The sequence below is a fragment of the Paraburkholderia rhizosphaerae genome (assembly GCF_004366595.1).
Taxonomy (GTDB): domain Bacteria; phylum Pseudomonadota; class Gammaproteobacteria; order Burkholderiales; family Burkholderiaceae; genus Paraburkholderia; species Paraburkholderia rhizosphaerae.
The window spans coordinates 360,626-380,074 of the sequence record NZ_SORE01000002.1; the positions used below are offsets into that span (position 1 = coordinate 360,626).

General features: G+C 62.3%; 20 protein-coding genes. 16 read left to right on the forward strand and 4 right to left on the reverse strand.

The genetic code is table 11. The annotated features are described in order from the left end of the window. Positions 1–138 precede the first annotated feature (138 nt). Both BX592_RS03760 and BX592_RS03765 read left to right on the forward strand, forming a co-directional pair. Entirely contained in the window at positions 139–933 is a 795-nt protein-coding gene (locus BX592_RS03760; protein ID WP_134190297.1) for an alpha/beta hydrolase, read from the forward strand. Positions 934–955: 22 nt separating this feature from the next. Then, the gene (locus BX592_RS03765) at positions 956–1,612 is read left to right on the forward strand and encodes a DUF3280 domain-containing protein (RefSeq protein WP_134190298.1); all 657 of its coding nucleotides are present in this window, start codon (positions 956–958) and stop codon (positions 1,610–1,612) included. Positions 1,613–1,615: 3 nt separating this feature from the next. Here the strand turns inward: BX592_RS03765 and BX592_RS03770 are convergent, their stop codons facing one another. Continuing rightward, positions 1,616–2,674: a DnaJ C-terminal domain-containing protein gene (locus tag BX592_RS03770; RefSeq protein ID WP_166676298.1), complete on the reverse strand. Its 1,059-nt coding sequence runs from the start codon at positions 2,672–2,674 to the stop codon at positions 1,616–1,618. Positions 2,675–2,881: 207 nt separating this feature from the next. Here BX592_RS03770 and BX592_RS03775 point away from each other — a divergent pair, with 207 nt between their 5' ends. Both BX592_RS03775 and BX592_RS03780 read left to right on the forward strand, forming a co-directional pair. Next, complete coding sequence (locus BX592_RS03775; RefSeq protein WP_134190300.1) at positions 2,882–3,616, forward strand: SDR family NAD(P)-dependent oxidoreductase; 735 nt, start codon at positions 2,882–2,884, stop codon at positions 3,614–3,616. Between the two features lie 192 nt (positions 3,617–3,808). Next, on the forward strand, positions 3,809–4,033 hold the full coding sequence (locus tag BX592_RS03780) for a hypothetical protein (RefSeq protein ID WP_134190301.1): 225 nt from the start codon (positions 3,809–3,811) through the stop codon (positions 4,031–4,033). 96 nt (positions 4,034–4,129) lie between these two features. On the opposite strand, the gene BX592_RS03785 is transcribed toward BX592_RS03780, so the two are convergent. Continuing rightward, on the reverse strand, positions 4,130–5,404 hold the full coding sequence (locus BX592_RS03785; RefSeq protein ID WP_208327838.1) for an MFS transporter: 1,275 nt from the start codon (positions 5,402–5,404) through the stop codon (positions 4,130–4,132). 318 nt (positions 5,405–5,722) lie between these two features. Here BX592_RS03785 and BX592_RS03790 point away from each other — a divergent pair, with 318 nt between their 5' ends. From BX592_RS03790 to BX592_RS03800, 3 genes are all read left to right on the forward strand, one after another. Beyond that, complete coding sequence (locus tag BX592_RS03790; RefSeq protein WP_134190303.1) at positions 5,723–6,475, forward strand: SDR family NAD(P)-dependent oxidoreductase; 753 nt, start codon at positions 5,723–5,725, stop codon at positions 6,473–6,475. Between the two features lie 113 nt (positions 6,476–6,588). Next, on the forward strand, positions 6,589–7,767 hold the full coding sequence (gene rhmD, locus BX592_RS03795) for an L-rhamnonate dehydratase (RefSeq protein WP_134190304.1): 1,179 nt from the start codon (positions 6,589–6,591) through the stop codon (positions 7,765–7,767). 105 nt (positions 7,768–7,872) lie between these two features. After that, entirely contained in the window at positions 7,873–8,655 is a 783-nt protein-coding gene (locus tag BX592_RS03800; protein ID WP_134190305.1) for an L-rhamnose 1-dehydrogenase Lra1, read from the forward strand. A 42-nt stretch (positions 8,656–8,697) separates the two neighbouring features. On the opposite strand, the gene BX592_RS03805 is transcribed toward BX592_RS03800, so the two are convergent. Next, positions 8,698–9,696, reverse strand: coding sequence for a LysR family transcriptional regulator (locus BX592_RS03805; protein ID WP_134190306.1), 999 nt, complete (start codon positions 9,694–9,696; stop codon positions 8,698–8,700). A gap of 169 nt (positions 9,697–9,865) precedes the next feature. On the opposite strand from BX592_RS03805, the gene BX592_RS03810 reads away from it, so the two are divergent. From BX592_RS03810 to rhaS, 6 genes are all read left to right on the forward strand, one after another. Then, a complete protein-coding gene (locus tag BX592_RS03810; RefSeq protein WP_134190307.1) occupies positions 9,866–10,198 on the forward strand; it encodes an L-rhamnose mutarotase in 333 nt (110 codons plus the stop codon). 44 nt (positions 10,199–10,242) lie between these two features. After that, on the forward strand, positions 10,243–11,136 hold the full coding sequence (locus BX592_RS03815) for an amidohydrolase family protein (RefSeq protein WP_134190308.1): 894 nt from the start codon (positions 10,243–10,245) through the stop codon (positions 11,134–11,136). A 79-nt stretch (positions 11,137–11,215) separates the two neighbouring features. After that, on the forward strand, positions 11,216–12,745 hold the full coding sequence (locus BX592_RS03820) for a sugar ABC transporter ATP-binding protein (RefSeq protein WP_208327839.1): 1,530 nt from the start codon (positions 11,216–11,218) through the stop codon (positions 12,743–12,745). Beyond that, complete coding sequence (locus BX592_RS03825; protein ID WP_134190310.1) at positions 12,742–13,800, forward strand: ABC transporter permease; 1,059 nt, start codon at positions 12,742–12,744, stop codon at positions 13,798–13,800. The genes BX592_RS03820 and BX592_RS03825 overlap by 4 nt, the downstream gene beginning before the upstream one ends. Continuing rightward, positions 13,793–14,806: an ABC transporter permease gene (locus BX592_RS03830; protein WP_134190311.1), complete on the forward strand. Its 1,014-nt coding sequence runs from the start codon at positions 13,793–13,795 to the stop codon at positions 14,804–14,806. The genes BX592_RS03825 and BX592_RS03830 overlap by 8 nt, the downstream gene beginning before the upstream one ends. A 73-nt stretch (positions 14,807–14,879) precedes the next feature. Next, positions 14,880–15,902, forward strand: coding sequence for a rhamnose ABC transporter substrate-binding protein (gene rhaS, locus BX592_RS03835; RefSeq protein ID WP_134190312.1), 1,023 nt, complete (start codon positions 14,880–14,882; stop codon positions 15,900–15,902). A 48-nt stretch (positions 15,903–15,950) separates the two neighbouring features. Here the strand turns inward: rhaS and BX592_RS03840 are convergent, their stop codons facing one another. After that, positions 15,951–16,631, reverse strand: coding sequence for a response regulator (locus BX592_RS03840; protein ID WP_134190313.1), 681 nt, complete (start codon positions 16,629–16,631; stop codon positions 15,951–15,953). Positions 16,632–16,970: 339 nt separating this feature from the next. Here BX592_RS03840 and BX592_RS33710 point away from each other — a divergent pair, with 339 nt between their 5' ends. From BX592_RS33710 to BX592_RS03850, 3 genes are all read left to right on the forward strand, one after another. Beyond that, entirely contained in the window at positions 16,971–17,117 is a 147-nt protein-coding gene (locus BX592_RS33710; RefSeq protein ID WP_166676299.1) for a hypothetical protein, read from the forward strand. A 59-nt stretch (positions 17,118–17,176) separates the two neighbouring features. Beyond that, positions 17,177–18,169: a lysophospholipid acyltransferase family protein gene (locus BX592_RS03845; RefSeq protein ID WP_243849283.1), complete on the forward strand. Its 993-nt coding sequence runs from the start codon at positions 17,177–17,179 to the stop codon at positions 18,167–18,169. 79 nt (positions 18,170–18,248) lie between these two features. Continuing rightward, positions 18,249–19,448, forward strand: a complete 1,200-nt coding sequence (locus BX592_RS03850; protein ID WP_134190314.1) for an HlyD family secretion protein — start codon at positions 18,249–18,251, stop codon at positions 19,446–19,448. Position 19,449 lies beyond the last annotated feature (1 nt).

Sequence of the window (19,449 nt, forward strand, 5' to 3'; positions counted from 1 at the left end):
GAATTGCTCGTGTAGCCCATGGCTTTCCAGCTGGCACGAGCTCTGCATAGCGAGCTCGCGTCGCCGACGCAAAGATTGGGATGGGGCGCGTTTATCGCGTGCTGCTTCGGCGATGCATGATGGATTTGAGTCGCGGCAATGAAACTCCACTGGGTACTAGCCGCCGTTCTCGCTTGTCTTATCCTGTTCGCGGGGGCCGCGATGCTGCAGGATCGTCTGCTCTATTTTCCCGAGAAAGCCGCTATTCAGGATGTCGTTTCGGGCGGACTGCGTGCGTGGCCGACGCCTGATGCTTTCCGGGGGCTTGGGGCGGAGCCGCCTGTTGCGGCGCGTGGTACTGCGATCGTCTTTCACGGCAACGCCGGGCATGCTGGCCACCGTCGCGCCTATGCCGCGGCGCTTAACCGCCTCGGACTGCGCGTGATTCTTGCTGAATACCCCGGCTACGGACCGCGCGATGGTGACCTCGGCGAACGGAGTCTGGTTGCCGATGCGCGGGAGACCATCGCGCTTGCGCATCGCCTTTACGGCGCGCCGCTGCTAATCGTCGGCGAGTCGCTCGGAGCGGCCGTTGCGGCTTCGGCCGCATCGCTTGAGTCCGACAAGATCGTGGGCCTGCTGCTCATCACACCATGGGATAGTCTCGGGCACGTCGCCGGTTATCACTATCCATGGCTACCGGTGAAGTGGCTGCTGCACGATCGATATGACAGCAAGGCCCACCTGAGTTCGTTTGATCGCCCGGTTGTCGTCGTCACTGCGCAACTCGATGCTATCATCCCTTCGCGCTTCGGCGAGGCGCTGTACAACGCGCTGGGCGAGCGGAAACGGCTGATCGTCGTGAAAGACGCCGGGCATAACGACTGGATCGCTCACGTTGACGAGAACTGGTGGCATGACGCAATCGGCTTTGTGCTCGGCCCTTCGGAATGACAGTGACTGGAGGACAACCATCATGGCGCTTGCGTGTCATGACGTCTCACGTTTTGCGGCTTGCGCGCAGATTCGCGAGACTGGATTCATTATCGGTATCGCGTGTGCCGCGCTGTTGATGAGCGGCGAAGCACGAGCGGCCGACGCGGCGAAGTCCATTGCGATGATGGATTGCACGCTGCTCGACGACAACGCCGCGTACAACGATGCCGCCACTGCGCAGCAGGACGCCGCGCGCGTCCGCGTGGTCAGCGACGAACTGCGCAGCCAGTTGAACAAGCGAGCGTTGTACCGTGTCGCCGACAATGGGCCGGCCGATTCGATGATCACCGGCCTGCGGGCGACGCAAAACCTGAATGCATGCAATGGCTGCGAACTTGAAATCGGCCGCAAGCTCAACGTCGACCGTGTCGGTGTCTGTTGGGTGCAGAAGATCAGCAATCTGATCCTCAACATTAACTTGCGTGTCGAGGATGTCGCGACGGGGAAAATGGTGTTTCAGCGTTCGGTGGACATGCGCGGCAATACGGACCGTTCATGGCGTCGCGGTGCGAGCGCGCTGGTCGATCTGCTCGCGGCGGATCGGATGTTGCGCAGTGATGCGGCGCACGATGGTTCGGATACAGCGCGAAGCGCTATCGCCGATGCAGGAAAAGGAAACCGATCGTTCCCAAAATGAGTTTCATGACGCCCCACGACGCGCCGCCTCATCGAACATCGCCTTAAGCTGCTCACGCTGTTCGTCGGTCAGATGCGCAGCAGCGTCCGGCATCGCGAGCACGACATCAAGCCTGAGTTCGCCCCGATTCCCTGCCGCATCAGACAACCCATGCGCGGCAAGCCGGATCACACTGCCTTGCGCCGAATTCGGCGGCACCGCAATGCGCATATCGCGACCGAACAGATGCGTATCGAACGGACCGCCGAGCGTCGCAGTCACGAAATCGACCTTCAGTTCGCTAACCAGATTAAGCCCGTCACGCCGGATGTCAGACCCGCACAAAATGACAACCGAAAGGATCGCATCGCCCGCCGCACCGCCATTCGAACCAGGGAATCCGCTGCCGCTCACCGTCAGTTGCTGGCCATCCCAGGCGCCGGCCGGCACGGTGACCTGATCGGTTTTCCAGTAGCTCTCCGAGCCGGTATTCTGGCAAGCGGCACAGCGGTTGACGTTCGCGCGCCCACTGCCGCCGCAAGTGCCGCAGCGCGCACCGTTTGCCGTTTTGCCTTGTCCGTCGCATGCCGCACAACGCCCGGGGTTAAAGCGCGCGCTCATTCCGCGGCATTGCTTGCAGGGCGCGGTTACCTGGTAACTGGTGGGCACATGCCCGCCATTCAGCGCGGCTTCAAGTGGCACATAGAGCTTGTCGTGCCGGTTCGCACCGCGCTGCGGCGGGCCTTCTTCGCCCGATCGATACGCCTGCCAGCGGTTCGCCGTCGTGGACCACGGTTTGCGCGCATCGCGATCGTCGGTGCGATGCGACTGCGGTTGGCGCGCCTGCGCATGGCGGCTGGCTTCCTGGGTGCCGGACGGCGCATGCTGCGCGGCCGCGCGCGTGCCGGTCAGCACCTCGAACGCTTCCTGAATCCGCTTGAAGATCGGCTCGACGTTCGATTCGCGGCCCTTGTTGCGGTCGGGATGGTACTTCGCTCGCAGGCGTCGATACGCTCGCTTGATCTCTTCCTGCGATGCGGTTTCAGGCAGATTTAGCTGCTTGTAGTAATCCCCGATGCTCACTCGTTCGTTCCGTCGACTTGGCAAGCCGCAAGTCTATCAAGTGAAAAGTGAAACGATTGCGCGATCGGGAAAATAATCCGGAAGAGCCGACGCGATGCGGCGCGGACGTGAAAGGGAACTCCGGATCGCGCGGTCATTCTCACCTCGACTCATCTGAAAAGACAGTCGCTACAACTGGCACTGTCGCTGACCGCAAGGAGGCTTGTAATGAAGAATCTGGCTGGAAAGGTTGCACTCGTGACAGGCGGGAGTCGCGGCATCGGCAAAGCGATCGCGCTTGCGTACGCAAAATGCGGGATGTCAGTCGCGCTCACCTATAAGGATGCGGCCGCACCGGCTCGCGAAACGGTCGAGCAGATCGAAGCCGGCGGAGCGAACGCGATAGCGATCCAGGTTGACGTGCGTGACGCGGCCGCCATCAAAACGATGGTCGATCGCGCACGCCACGCATTCGGCAGAATCGACGTGCTCGTGAACAACGCAGGCATCGGCCACGCAAAGCCATGGCATCAACTGACTGCCGACGACTGGCACACGACGATCACGACGAACCTTACGTCCGCATTTCTTGCTTCGCAGCAGGTGGCGCCGGAAATGGTGTCGCGCGGGTGGGGACGTCTGATCATGTTGTCGTCGGTCGCGGCGCAAACCGGTGGGGTGATCGGCCCGCACTATGCGGCATCGAAGGCGGGCATGATCGGTCTCGCGCACAGCTATGCCACGCTGCTCGCGAAAACCGGCGTGACATCGAATGCCATCGCACCCGCATTGATCGAAACCGATATGGTGAGCGGCAATCCGAACATCAAAAGGGATGTGATTCCGGTCGGCCGCCTGGGCGATGTCGATGAAGTGTCGGATATCGCGGTGCTGCTCGCGAGCAACGGCTATATCAACGGCCAGACGATCAATGTGAACGGCGGCTGGTACATGAGCAGTTAAAGACAGAGTCGCGACACAGCGACGGCGGAATCGCATTGCATGAATCGACACGCGCCGTGCGATCGTGCGTTGCTCACCGCTCTATCACGACGGGTGTGACTGTTTACAACAGTGTGCGCATGTTCCTGGACAGGCCGTTGCCGGCCTGGTAACCTGGCGTCTGTGTGATTTGCAGGCAGACGGAGAACCAGAATGGCAGCCATTTCGAATTCGCGCGAATCGAACGCGGCGGCGCGCTATATGCGCGCGACACGGGACGTCGAGCAGGCGTTCAGATTGGTGCGTGGCGAAGGTGAAGGCGAGAGGCCGATCAGCCACTCCGATGCGGTGTCGCGCCTTGAGCGGGCGCTCGAAGAGTTGAATGAAGCAGAACTGCTGTTTGATGCGCTAACGCGGGGTGTGCGCAACGCACACTGATCGTCGTGTTTGCAGGCCGGCGCTGCGCCGCCGGCTCGCGTCAAGTTTTTGCGGGCGAGTGCGCGACGCTGCGTCAGTCAGGTTGTCACTGTACGACTAGCGCACAGCAAGCCGCGCGCGAGCCCATCCCAGCGTTAACAGACTGATCGCCGCCCCGAGCATCAAATAAAGGCCCGGCGCGAGATTGCTGCCGGTCGTCGCGATCAGGCTTGCAATAACAAGCGGGGTAAGGCCGCCGAACACAGTCGTGCCGATGTTGTAGCCAAGCGCGACGCCCGTCGTGCGCGTGCGCGTCGGAAACAGCTCCGCCATCAGCGCGGGAACCGGCGCGAAATAGGTGACCTTCAACAGCGCGATCCATATCACCACCGCGAGCAGCGTCGGCACCGATGGCTGCGCATTCAGAAACATAAACGCCGGGTAGACCGTCACAAGGAACAGCGTGCCGGCGCCCAGCATGATGCGCGCGCGGCCCATCTTGTCGGACCAATGGCCGACAAACGGCGTCAGTACCATCATGATGCCGCCCGCCGTCAAGGTCGCAATAAAGCCGGCCGATTCGGCAAGCCCCAGTTGCCGCGATGCATAAGTCGGCAAATACAGCACCATATAGTTGGCGATGGTGGTCAGCACGGTTGAACCGATCGCCACAAGCACGCGTGCCTTTTGTGTGGCCAGCAATTCGCGCACCGGCGACACGGATTTCTCCGCGCGCTCGAATTCCGGTGTCTCGTCGATGCGGCTACGGATATACAGTCCTATCGGACCGATCAGCATCCCGAACAGAAAAGGAATACGCCAGCCCCAGGCATTGAGATCGTCGGGCGAAAGCTGGCTGGTTAGCAGCACGCCGAATCCGGACGCAAGCAGGTTGCTCGCGCCGAGACTCGAGAACTGCCAGCTGGCGATAAACCCTTTGCGCGCCGGCGCGTGTTCGATCAGAAACGCAGTCGAGCTCCCGAATTCGCCGCCGGCCGAAAAGCCTTGCAGAAGTCGTGAAATGAAAATGCCGATTGGCGCGAGCAGGCCGATTGTCGCGTACGGCGGAATCACTGCGACCATGCCGGTGCCGAGCGTCATCAGCGTGATCGACAGCGTCAGCGCTGCCTTGCGCCCCTTGCGATCGCTATAGGAGCCGAGCGCCAGTGCGCCGATCGGCCGCGCGAGATATGACACAGCAAACGTGCCGAGCGTCAGCAGCAGCGATGCGGTCGCGTCCTGCAGGGGAAAGAATGTTCGCGCGAGCGTCGTCGCGAAGTAAACGTAGACCAGCAGATCAAAAAACTCGAGCGTGTTGCCGATCGAGGTCGCGACAACCAGACGCGACGCACTGACGCGCGATGGGGGCGGCGCGGCGAAGGGATCGGACATCGTGGTGGAGTTGGCGCGCATTGACGGGGGCAGGGTCCAAATATCGTCATTATCCACAAATGCATCCGTAGGCGGCGCGCTTCGTGAGGCGTCCTCGCGGCGCGGAGCTCAACGATGCCGGTCGTCCGGATGCCGCGCGTGCGCAGCGCGGCGTGGCCCACGTGACGATACGCTTTTGCTATCAGCCCATCCAATACGCGGATTGTTCCCGCATCACGTGCCGCTTTATATTGGCCAGAACCGGAACCGGCTATAAGCCGAACAAAATCTGCCATAACCATAACGGCGCGCAGTGGGTGCGCCGCACAGGAGCGCACGATGAATCAGATCGATCTGGAGGGCCGCGTTGTCGTCATTACCGGCGGCGCGCGCGGCATCGGCTACGCGGTCGCACAACGCGCACTGCGATCGGGCGCGCAAGTCGCGCTGTGGGACATCGATACCGAGCGGCTCGAGCGCAGCAAGAAAGAGCTCAGCGCATTGGGCAGCGTTTCGGCGGCCACCGTCGAGCTGACCGACGAAGCGTCGATCGACAAGGCCGTCGCCGCAACGGTCGGCGCGCACCGCGCGATTCATGTGCTGATCAATTGCGCGGGCATCACCGGCGGCAACGGCACGACCTGGGAACTGCCGACCGAGGTGTGGCGACGCGTGATCGACGTAAACCTGATCGGCCCGTATCTGACGTGCCGCGCGATCGTGCCGCTGATGATCAAGCAGAACTATGGGCGCATCGTCAATATCGCGTCGGTGGCCGGCAAGGAGGGCAACCCGAACGCGTCGCACTACAGCGCATCGAAGGCGGCGCTGATCGGCCTGACCAAATCGCTCGGCAAGGAACTCGCGACAAAGAACATCCTCGTCAACGCGGTGACGCCCGCCGCGGCAAAGACCGAGATCTTCGATTCGATGAAGCAGGAGCATATCGACTACATGCTGTCGAAGATCCCGATGAACCGCTTTTTGCTGCCCGAAGAAGCCGCGTCGATGATCGTCTGGCTGTCGTCGGAAGACTGCGCGTTCAGCACCGGCGCGGTATTCGATCTGTCCGGCGGACGCGCAACCTACTGAACGGCACGACCAGTCAAACAAGCGCGCCCGGCCCGCACGGCCGTCCGTGCCAGGCTAGTTGCGCGCACAACCGGACAACCGCTCAACTGCACAACAAAACGGAGCCTTTGAAGATGGCGATGCCTACTATCCGGCACGTGCGTGCCTTCGTCGTACGCGGCGGCGGTGCTGATTATCACGATCAGGCCGGCGGTCACTGGATCGACGACCACATTGCGACGCCGATGGCGCGCTACCCTGAGTACCGGCAGAGCCGGCAGTCGTTCGGCATCAACGTGCTGGGCACGCTGGTGGTCGAGATCGAAGCAAGCGACGGCACGGTCGGCTTCGCGGTGACGACCGGCGGCGAGATCGGCGCGTTTATCGTCGAACGGCATCTCGCGCGTTTTCTCGAGGGCCAGCTCGTGACCGACATCGAAAAAATGTGGGATCAGATGTATTTTTCGACACTCTACTATGGCCGCAAGGGCGTCGTGCTGAATACGATCTCCGGCGTCGATCTCGCGTTGTGGGATTTGCTCGCGAAGGTGCGTAAGGAACCCGTGTACCAACTATTGGGCGGACCCGTGCGCGACGAACTGATGTTCTATGCGACCGGCGCGCGCCCCGATCTCGCGAAAGGCATGGGCTTTATCGGCGGCAAGCTGCCGCTGCAGCACGGCCCGGCAGAAGGCGAAGCCGGTCTGAAGCAGAATATCGAGCGGCTTGCCGATATGCGCAGCCGCGTCGGCGACGACTTCTGGCTGATGCTCGACTGCTGGATGAGCCTCGATGTCACGTACGCGACGAAGCTCGCGAAAGCCGCGCACGAATACGGTCTGAAATGGCTTGAGGAAGCATTGCCGCCCGACGACTACTGGGGTTACGCCGAACTGCGCCGCAACGTTCCACGCGGCATGATGGTGTCCACCGGCGAGCACGAGGCGACGCGCTGGGGTTTCCGGATGCTGCTCGAGATGCAATGCTGCGATCTGATCCAGCCGGATGTCGGCTGGTGCGGCGGCATCACCGAGCTGATCAAGATCTCGGCGCTCGCCGACGCGCATAACGTGATGGTCGTGCCGCATGGGTCATCGGTGTACAGCTATCACTTCGTTGTGACACGGCACAACTCACCGTTCTCCGAGTTCCTGATGATGGCGCCGAAGGCCGATCAGGTCGTGCCGATGTTCACGCCGCTGCTGCTCGACGAGCCGGTGCCCGTCAACGGGCGGTTGAAGGTGCCGGACACACCGGGCTTCGGCGTGCGCCTGAACCCCGAGTGCGCGCTCGTGCGGCCTTATCCTCACTAAACCGCACGCACGAACGTCGAGCGATTGAGAACCCCACACAGGCAGCGTGCGCAACGCAGGATGATTGCGCACGCATCGAAGTCGAAAAAAACGAAGGAGGCGGTTGTGCTGCTGAAAGACAAAGCGGTGATCGTGACGGGAGGCTCGCGCGGCATCGGCCGCGCGATTGCCGTTGCATGCGCGAAGGAAGGCGCGGATGTCGCGATCAATTACTGGGGCGACAACGACGCGTCGTATGGGCGCCGCTCCGCGGTGCGAGAAGTGACCGACGAAATCGAGGCGCTCGGACGCCGTGTGATTGCAGTCGAAGGCAACGTCGCCGGGCACGCGACCGGGACGGAGCTGGTGCGTCGCACGGTCGAAGCGTTCGGCAAAGTCGATGTGCTCGCAAGCAATGCGGGCATCTGTCCGTTCCACGCTTTTCTCGACATGCCGGCCGACGTGCTCGAAACCACCGTCGCAGTGAACCTGAACGGCGCGTTCTATGTGACGCAGGCGGCCGCGCAACAGATGAAAAAGCAAGGCACCGGCGGCGCGATCGTGGCGACGAGTTCGATCAGCGCGCTGGTCGGCGGCGGCATGCAGACGCACTACACGCCGACCAAGGCCGGCGTGCATTCGCTGATGCAATCGTGCGCGATAGCGCTCGGGCCCTACGGCATTCGATGCAACTCGGTGATGCCTGGCACGATCGCCACCGATCTGAACGCGGAAGATCTTTCCGATGAAGCGAAGAAAGCGTACTTCGAAAAGCGCATTCCGCTCGGGCGTCTGGGTCGTCCCGACGACGTCGCCGATTGTGTGGTGTTTCTCGCGTCGGACCGGGCCCGCTATGTGACGGGCGCGGCGTTGCTGGTCGATGGCGGTTTGTTCGTGAATCTGCAATGACGGCGGCGCATACCGCGGACAACCTGACTGTCAATCAGACGCTCAGTGCGAAGGCACAGTCCGCGATGCTGGCGCACGGTCGGCGGCGGCCGGCGTATCGCGTTTTAGCGTAAGCGAATGTTGACGCAGCAATTCGACGAAACGTTCCGCGGGCTCGGCCAGTGGCTCTTCCTTGCGCGTCAGAATGCCGAAGCCCGCGAGGCTCTTGCCGACTTCGACCGGCAGCGCAACCAGCAGCTTGCCGCGCACATGGTCGCGCACGACCGATTCCGGCAGCATCGCAATCGCGTCGTAGTTCTCGAGCAACTGCAGCGTCGCGAAGATCGACGCGCATTCGGTGAGATTCGTGGGCGTCGTGAGTCCCGCGCGCGCGAGTTCTTCTTCAAACAGCACTCGAGCCGGGCTGGTAATCGGCTGCGCGACCCACGGCCAGTCGATTACTTCCGGCAGCGTGAGGGCCGTGCGCCGTGCGAGCGGATGCACCGCACGCACGACCAGCAACAGCGTCTCGCGCGCAAGCGGCTCGAAACTGAAATCGTTGTGTTGCAGCGGATGGGTCAGGCGACCGAGCGCAAGGTCGATTTCGCGGCGGTGCAGCAGTTGCACGACCTGGTCGCTGGTTTCGCCGAGGATGCATACGTTCAGCAGCGGCCGCTCGGTTTTCAGCGTGGCCACCGCCATGGCGAGCAGATCGGGCGCGGCGCCCATGATCGCGCCGACCGTCAGCTGCCCATGGCCGCCCTTGCGCTTAACGTCGAGGTCCGCGGCAAAGCGGGTGAGTTCAGCGAGCGCGCGGCGCGCATACGCGAGGGTGACGACGCCCAGCGGCGTCGGCTGCATGCCACGCGCATTGCGCTCGAACAGCAGAAAGCCGAGTGCCTCTTCAATGTCACCGAGCATGCGGCTCGCGCTCGGTTGCGCGACATTGATCGCGTCGGCGGCCTGATGAACGTTACGCGCGTCGTCGAGTGCGACGAGCAGCGCAAGATGTTTGAACTTGAGCCGGTTGATCAATGCGACGGTGGCGGCGTTCTGGCTCATGGTCTGTGCGATCCGGTTTCGGTATCGCCCCATCCAAACAACGGATTGAGAGGCTATCGACGCCCGAATTATAGTCGTTGCATACGCGCGACCGCGAAAGCGCCCGGCAACCGCCGCACACGGCAGGAAAATAGTCCGCCACAAGAGACAGAACGGGAGACAACGCGACATGGAGACAATCGCTTTCCGGATGGTGCTCAACCCCGGCATGCGCGACGAATACGAACGCCGTCACGCGCAAATCTGGCCGGAACTGGTTGATGCATTGCATCATGCCGGCGTGCGCGACTATTCGATCTTCTACGATGACGCAACGCATCATCTGTTCGCGGTGCTCACGCGTACCGGCGATCACACGATGGACCAGTTGCCGCATCTCGACGTGATGCGCAAATGGTGGGATTACATGGCGGACATCATGCAAACCGCCGCCGATCACACGCCGTTTCAGCAGCCGCTCGCACGGGTCTTTGAATTGCCCGCGGCCGGACACCGCGGATGAACCACCCCTGCGCTGACGACGCTTAACGAACCAAAGGACGCTCCATGCAAGTGGTCGACCCGCACATTCATCTGTGGGACCTGAAGACACATCACTATCCGTGGCTCGCGAACCCCGGCGTGTCGTTCGTCGGCGACGCGCGCGACCTTAAACACGACTATCTGCTCGCTGATCTGCTGGCGCACGCGCAGCCGATCGAAGTATTGAAAGTGGTGCATGTCGAAGCGAATCACGATCCGGCGGACCCAGTCGAAGAAACGCGCTGGCTGCAGCAGATTGCCGACGATCCATCATCGCGCCGCATGCCGAACGGTATCGTCGCAGGCGTGGATCTGTCGTCGCCCGATGCGCAAAAAATTCTGGAAGGCCATGCAGCGTTCGCCAACACGCGCGGCGTGCGGCAGATCCTGAATGTTCACGAGAACCGGCTGTACGACTACATCGGCCGCCATCTGATGCGCGACGCGACATGGCGTGCGAATTTCGTACTGCTGCGCCGTTACGCGATGTCGTTCGATATGCAGTTGTATCCGTCGCAAATGGATGAGGCCGCCGCGCTTGCGCATGACCATGCCGACACGCAGTTCATCGTGAACCACACCGGCATGTTCGTCGATCGGGACAGCGTCGCGGGCTATCGTGCGTGGCGTGATGGCATGCGCAAGCTGGCTGGCTGCGCGAACATCGCGGTGAAGATCAGCGGGCTCGCGATGTTCGATCATCGCTGGACGGTCGAAAGCTTGCGACCGTACGTGCTCGAAACGATCGATACGTTCGGCGTCGAACGTTCGATGTTCGCCTCGAATTTCCCGGTCGACCGGCAATTCGGTTCGTATGCGGATTTGTGGAATGCGTATGCGGCGATAGTCGGCGGCGCGAGCGACGCGGAAAAGTCCGCGCTGTTCGTGCGCAATGCGGAGCGGCTCTATCGCATCTGAACGCGCTTTAAACGGGCGGCTGCAAACGGGCCCGTTACAACGCGGCACCCATGATGCCGCTTGCTGGAGGAGACACGCAGTGCAGCAACACACCGACGCGGTGCCAAGGCTGGAACTGAAGCATGCGAGCAAGTCGTTCGGCCGCGTGCGCGCGCTTGCCAATGGAGAACTCGTGTTATGGCCGGGCGAAGTGCATGCGCTGCTCGGCGAGAATGGCGCGGGCAAGTCGACGCTCGTGAAGATTCTCGCGGGCGTGCATCAGCCCGATGCCGGCGAACTGTCCATCGACGGCACGCCCTGTCGCTTTGCGACGCCAGCCGAAGCGCGCGACGCAGGCCTTGCTGTCATCTACCAGGAACCGACGCTGTTCTTCGATCTGTCGATTGCGGAGAACATCTATATGGGACGCCAGCCGGTGGACCGCGTCGGCCGCATTCAATACGACGCGATGCGCGACGAAGTAGACGGCCTGCTCGCGTCGCTCGGTGTCGATCTGCGCGCGGACCAGTTGGTGCGCGGCCTGTCGATTGCGGACCAGCAGGTGATCGAAATCGCGAAAGCACTGTCGTTGAACGCGAGCGTGCTGATCATGGACGAGCCGACTGCCGCGTTATCGTTGCCGGAAGTCGAACGGCTCTTCGCGATCGTGCGCAAGCTGCGCGAACGCGATGTGGCGACCCTGTTCATCACGCACCGGCTCGACGAAGTGTTCGCTTTGACGCAGCACGTGACGATCATGCGCGACGGCGCGAAGGTGTTCGATGCGCCGACCTCGACGCTGACCACCGAAGCGATCGTCGCGAAGATGGTGGGCCGCGACCTCCAAACGTTCTATCCGAAAGCGGATGTGACGCCCGGCGCGGTGCGGCTGTCGGTGCGCGGTTTGACACGCATCGGCGTGTTCAAGGACATTTCGTTCGACGTGCGCGCGGGCGAAATCGTCGCGCTCGCTGGGCTGGTCGGCGCGGGGCGCAGCGAAATCGCGCGCGCGATTTTCGGCATCGATCCGTACGACGCGGGCGAAGTTCGCATCGGCGACAAGCGGCTCGCGCCGGGGCGTCCGGCTGCGGCGGTGCGCGCGGGACTCGCGCTGGTGCCGGAAGATCGTCGCCAGCAGGGACTCGCGCTCGAGCTCAGTATCGCGCGCAATGCGTCGATGACGGTGCTAGGGCGCCTCGTCCGGCACGGACTGATTTTCACGCGCAGCGAAACGCAACTGGCCGCGCATTGGGGCGCGCGGCTTCGTCTCAAGGCGGATGACCCTGGCGCCGCAGCGGGCACGCTGTCCGGCGGCAACCAGCAGAAGGTAGTGCTCGGCAAGTGGCTTGCAACCAACCCGAACGTGCTGATCATCGATGAACCGACGCGCGGGATCGATGTCGGCGCGAAGGCCGAGGTGTATGGCGCGCTGTCGGAACTGGTGCAAAACGGGATGGCGGTGCTGATGATTTCGAGCGAACTTCCGGAAGTGCTCGGCATGGCCGACCGCGTGCTGGTAATGCACGAAGGACGCATTAGCGCGGAGATCTCGCGCGCCGATGCGAGCGAGGAACGGATCATGAGCGCCGCGCTCGGTCAGAGCGCCGCGCAATGGGGGCATGCCGCATGATGCGCCATTCGTCCACCCATGCCGCGCCGGTGCACGCGCCGGCCGAAAAGCGCGCGGCGCCGCGCGCGGGCGGCCTCGTAGCGGCGATTGCAAAGAGCCGCGAAACGACGCTCTTTATCGTGCTGTTACTGCTGATCGCGGGCACGGCGCTCGCGCGGCCGCAATTCCTGAATCTGCAAAACCTGCGTGACGTGTTGCTGAACGTGTCGATCATCAGCTTGCTGACTGCGGGAATGACCGTCGTGATCCTGATGCGCCACATCGACCTGTCGGTGGGCTCGACAGTCGGTGTCAGCGCGTATGCGGTCGGCAGCCTGTACGTCGCGTTCCCGCATATGCCGGTGCTGGTCGCGCTGGGCGCGGGTCTGGCAATCGGGTTGGTCGCGGGCGGCATCAATGCGCTGCTGGTTGCGGTTGGCCGCGTGCCGTCGCTGGTTGCCACGTTATCGACGCTCTATATCTTCCGCGGCGCCGACTACGCATGGGTGCATGGCGGACAAATCAATGCGACCAGCCTGCCGGACGCATTCTCTCGCCTTGCGACCGGCGTCGCGTTCGGCATCCCGACACTTGCGTTGATCGCCGCCGCGGTGCTGATTGCGCTCGGCGCGTATCTGAAGCATTTCCGCGGCGGGCGAGAGCACTACGCGATCGGGTCCAATCCGGAAGCTGCACGGCTAGCGGGCGTCAACGTCGAACGGCGCGTGATGTCCGGCTTTCTGTTGTCGGGCGCGATCGCCGGCTTTGCGGGCGCACTGTGGCTTGCGCGTTTCGGCACCGTCGACGCGAGCACCGCGAAGGGTATCGAGCTGCAGGTGGTCGCGGCGGCGGTGGTCGGCAGCGTCGCGATCACCGGCGGCGTCGGCACCATTCTTGGCGCCACGCTCGGCGCGCTCGTGCTCGGTGTGATCAGCATCGCGCTGGTCGTGTTGCACGTATCGCCATTCTGGGAGCAAGCGATCGAAGGCGCGCTGATCGTCGCGGCGATCGCCGCCGATACTTTGCTCGCGCGCTCCGTCGCCAAACGCATGATGAGGAAACGCGATCATGGCTAAACCCGATTCCGCGTTGCTCACACGCAAGCGCGAAACACCGCTGCGCTGGGAAACGCTGCTCGTGATCGTGCTGCTGTTGTCGCTCGGGCTGGGACGGGTGCTTTCGCCGGTGTTTCTGACCGGTGCGAACCTGTCGAACGTGTTGGCCGATCTGACTGAAATCGCGTTGATGGCGCTGCCGATGACGTTGATTATCGTCGCCGCCGAAATCGACCTGTCGGTCGCGTCGGTGCTCGGCGCATCGAGCGCATTGATGGGCGTGCTATGGCACACGGGGTTACCGATGCCCGCGGTGATCGTACTCGTGCTGCTGTTCGGTGTGCTTGCCGGGCTGCTGAACGGGCTGGTGATCGTCAGGTTGAACCTACCGTCGCTTGCGGTAACGATCGGTACGCTCGCGCTGTTTCGCGGTCTTGCGTACGTGCTGCTCGGCGACCAGGCGGTCGCGGATTTTCCCGCGGCATACACGGCGTTCGGCATGGATACGCTTGGCGCCACCTTTATCCCGCTGCCGTTCATCATCGTCATTGTTTGCGCGGTGCTGTTTTCGGTGCTGTTGCAGGCTACCGCCTTCGGCCGCAGCTTGTATGCGATCGGCGCGAACCCGACGGCAGCCGCATTCTCCGGCCTCGAAGTCGCAAAGATCCGGCTGACGACTTTCGTGCTGTCCGGCGCAATGAGTGCGCTTGCCGGCATCGTCTATACGCTGCGTTTTACGAGCGCGCGCGGCGACAACGGCGAGGGCTTCGAGCTGTCGGTGATCGCCGCGGTGCTATTCGGCGGTGTCAGCATTTTCGGTGGACGCGGCTCGATGATCGGCGTGCTGCTGTCTCTGCTGATTATCGGCATCCTGAAGAATGCGCTGACGCTCGATGATGTATCGAGCGAAACGCTCACTATCGTCACCGGCGCGTTGCTGCTCGCGTCGGTGCTGATTCCAAATCTCGTCGCCCGCTGGCGTGCGATGCGCGACCGGCGCTACCTCGCAAAGTCGGCGGCGTCGTGAGCCGTGCAAAACCCTGACCGATATCAACAACCCGGACCCCACCGGTCCGTCAATACCAGCGAGGAGACACGCAATGCATAAACCTCTGCTTTACGCGAAAGCCGCTGCGGCCACTGCAACGCTGCTATGTGCGGCGATGCTTGGCATCGCCGGCACCGCGCATGCGGCCGACCTGAAGAGCGGCTTGAAGATCGCCTTCGTACCGAAGCAGATCAACAACCCGTACGAAGTGATTGCCGACGACGGCGGCATGGCCGCGATCAAGGAATTCAAAGGCGACGGCAAGGTGGTGGGTCCGTCGGACGCGGGTGCTTCGTCGCAAGTGTCGTATATCAACACGTTGATTACGCAACGGCAGAACGCAATCGTGATCGCCGCGAACGATGCGAACGCGCTCGTGCCGTATCTGAAGAAAGCGATGTCGCAAGGCATCAAGGTCGTCACGTTCGATTCGGACACGGCGCCCGATGGACGCCAGCTGTTCGTGAACCAGGCGAACGCCGAGAGCATCGGCCGCGGGCAGATCCAGCTCGTGTCGAAGCTGATGGGCGGCGAGGGCGAGTTTGCGATTTTGTCGGCGACGCCGAACGCGACGAATCAGAACACGTGGATCAAGTGGATGCAGGAGGAACTGAAGAAGCCCGAGTATTCGAAGATGAAGCTCGTGAAAATCGCGTATGGCAATGACGACGACCAGAAGTCGTTCGTCGAGACGCAGGGCTTGTTGCAGGCGTATCCGAACCTGAAGGCGATCGTTGCGCCGACATCGGTCGGCATTGCGGCGGCCGCGCGCTATATCTCGACGTCTTCGAGCAAGGGCAAGGTCGCGGTCACGGGCCTCGGTACGCCGAATCAGATGCGCGCGTTTGTGAAGAACGGCACGGTCAAGGCATTCCAGTTGTGGGACCCGGGTCAGCTTGGGTATCTCGCTGCGTATGCGGCGGCCAATCTCGCGTCGGGGACGATTGCCGGCAAGGAGGGCGAGTCGTTTGACGCGGGCAAGCTCGGCAAACGCACGATTGGCGCGAGCGGCGAGATTATCCTTGGACCGCCGACCACGTTCGATGCGAGCAATATCGACAATTTCAACTTCTGACGTCTCGTCTCGCGGTGAAAAAAGCCGCGCGCTCACCCGCGCGGCTTTTTATTGAATGAGCCGGTTGCTTTGCACGTAGCGGATCATATCCGCGTTCCGCTCAATACCTAGCTTGCGCATCGCGTTGCCTTTTTGTGTCGCGATGGTGGAAATCGAACGATTCAGGCGCGCGGCGATTTCCGTGAGCGACAGGCCAGCGCCATACAAGCGGATCACTTCAAGCTCCTTGCCCGACAACGGCGAACGATCGTGGAGCGCGGGCGTCGCGGGGGGCGGGGCGTCGAGAATCGCTCGTACCGCCGCGGACCGGTACTGCAGTCGTTGCACCACAACGTTCAGCGTCGCTTCGATGAAAACGCCGACTTCCTCGGATTTCGTCACGATGCCCGCCACATTCATCTGATCGACTTCCAGCAGCACATCGCGATTGCGAACCATCGTGAACACGAGAATCGGCGTGTCCGGATAAAGCCGCTTAAGGCGCTGCATCAGAGGCAACCCGTCGCTATCCGCCTGCGCGCCGGGCATTAACAGATCGGTGATGATCAGGTCGCAGCGTGTGCCCTGCAATGCGGTAAGCAGTTCGGCGCCGGATGCGACGCTTGCGACGATATGCACGCCTGTCATGCCTTTCAATGCAGCGGCGGCCGCATGACGGATCACCGGATGATCGTCGGCGATCGCGATGTGGATTGCCCGAGCTGACGGGTGTTGTGAAGTGAAGCCCATGCTGGATGCGGTGCGAGACCGCGGCTTTCGTAACGCGTGGATTCTAGCGTTCGATTGCTGACGATGCAGCAAAGTGACGATATTTTACGGATCGGTCCATAAAAATCGAAGAATTCCTATGGTTCGCGCGAACCTCGGTGCGGATACTTCTGACCATCCGGACCCGTTCATTCTGAGTGATGGATTCGGATGGCAATGCTAATTCATTCATGAGGCTGAAAATATGCAAAAAATTGATCGCAACGCGTTGACTCAAGCGAACCTTGCCGGCGGCTGCAACAAGCGTAGTTCGTGCTCCGCCACTGCAACGACGATCGTCGTGGTGAAGGCGGGCTGATCATGCAGAAAATCGATCGTCATGCATTGATTCGCGCGGGCATTGCCGGCGGCGCCAACAAGGGCAGCTCCTGTTCCGCTACTGCGACATCTGTCGTAGTGGTGCAGACGGCAGCATCGTCCACGCCCTCCCAGACGTCGAAGCACTAAGCGTAACAGCGAACGCTGGAACGATCGCAAGGTCGCGGCGATACTCCAAGGGCGGGAGTATGCGTCGCGGCCGTGTCGTCTTGCCGAATGTCGAATCGATGAAGATCCGTCACTTACTCCGCCGCTATCTGTCGCTGCCGATGCGGCAGATCGCGGTATGGCGCTACCGGGTCCGCGCACGACTGTTATGCCGCATGTCGTTGCGCACGATCGAGCAGATTGCGTTGGCTGGATCGGCGGTGCGCAGCATCTTCGATGCGCGCGCACGCTGGGTGGGTGTCGAACGCTGGGAAACCGGTCGTGACGTGTTGCAATTGAAGTCGCTGAAACGGCGCGATGTCGAGGTCGGCGTGCGACTCGAAAAGCTGATTGATCAGCGGCTGCATTTCGGTCGGCAGTTGTGCATTGCCGAAGCATGGCCGGACCTCCAGGCGGTGGCGGCTGCCCTCGCGCAACGCATTGCCGAACTGAAAGCGCAGGCCGCAGCCCGGCCGGTCATCGTTGCGCCGTTTCATTACGTATCGCAATACGCGAACATCTATGTGATCGACGAACTGCGCAAGCGGCTCGGGCTCGAATCGCTCGGTGTCGTATCCGGTGTGCCGCGCAATCTGTATGGCGACGACGACGCGATGATCCCTGCGATAGACGTGTTGCATACGTATAGCGGCGAAAACCGCAACGGTCTCGGCTTGCGTGTGATCCGATCGCTGAAGCGCAATGGCGTGGTCGTGCTGTTTGCGGATGTGCCGCCGTACACGTTGACGCGTTTTCCGATGGAAACAGTCGGCGTCACGATGTTCGGCCGCGCGGCACGCATTCATCATGGCGTGTTTCGCCTCGGTGCGCCGGTGGATGCATGGCTGTTGCCGTTCTATCTGCGCTTTGAGCGAGGACGGTTCGGCGCGCAGCTATGCGATGCGATTCCACTCGCGGCAGAGAACGCGCCGCAACGGGTCGCGGACTGCATTGAACGCGCGCTGACCGATAACTTCGCCCGCTCGCTCGTGACGGGGCATCCGTCGATCTACGCATTTTCGCCAACCCGTTGAACCCTGTTCCGCGCAGCCGCTCGCTGCGCTTTCCCAGGTTTTAGAACGCCTGCGACGGCAGGCTTTTGCCATTACTGCAATGGGCCCAACCAATCTGCCCCAGTTTCGCGATGTCCCGTGGCGATGGATTGCGTATTCGACGTCGGCACTGCTTGCTGCGGCAATCGTCTTCGCGTTCAACCATCAGATTGAAATCAAACAGGATGTGCCGTGTGAAATCGTATCGTCGTCCGAGTTGAAGATTCGCGGCATCAGCGGGCTCGTGACGTCGATCGACGTGCAACCCGCCGCGCGCGTCGCGCAGGGCGCTCCGCTTTTCAGACTGCAGCGCGATCTCTCACTCGCGAGCGATGGCCGCCAGCGCTTCGATTTCGATGCGCAAATGCGCGACGAACAGTTGGCGGCCGCCGACACGCAGTGGCAACAGCGCAAGATCCAGTTGCGCGCGCAACTGGACGGCGTGCGTGCGACCGAGGCAAGCCAGCGCGCCGAACTGGCCGCGATGGATGAACAGATCGCGCAGGCCAGCGCGCTTGCCGCAGGGGCCGAGCGCAAGCTCCAACGGCTCGAGTCGGCGGCCGGGCTGGTCACGCAGAATCGCGTCGAGGACGCCGGCACAGAAGTGCATCAGGCGCGAGCGAGCATCGCGCAGGGCGCGGCGCGGCGTGCACAACTGGTTGGCCAGATCGGCGCGTCGCGCAATTCGCGCGTCGATCTGGAAGCGCAATTGAAGGAGCTGGATGCGCGCCACGCGCGCGACACGCAGGACATTCAGCTGCGTTTCGAGCAGTCGCGCCAGGATACGACGATTTCCGCGCCAAAGGCGGGCGTGATCACGTTTTCGAGCCTTGTGCCGGGTCGCATGCTCGCACCCGAAGACGTTGCGCTGGTGATTGCGACCGGCGACGATCGCCGCCTGCGTGCTGCACTGCTGATTCCGTCGCGGCGTCGCGGCTTCGTGCGGATTGGTCAAACGGTGCGGCTGAAATTCGATGCTTTCCCGTACTCGAAATTCGGCACCTACGAAGCGCGCATCGATGCGCTGTCCGATACGACCGTGGACGCACCCGCAACGCCGGACGCCAATCGGAAAAGCCCCGGCAAACCGGCCGGCGACAGTTACATGGCATGGGCGACGTTACGCGGCCGCACGTTCGATTTCGAAGGGCAACACTTCGACATTCTGCCCGGCATGCGGGCCATGGCCAGCATTGTCGTCGAGCAAAGAACGATTGCGGAGTGGGTGCTCGCGCCGCTGTTCCGCGTCTGGAGGAGCTGAG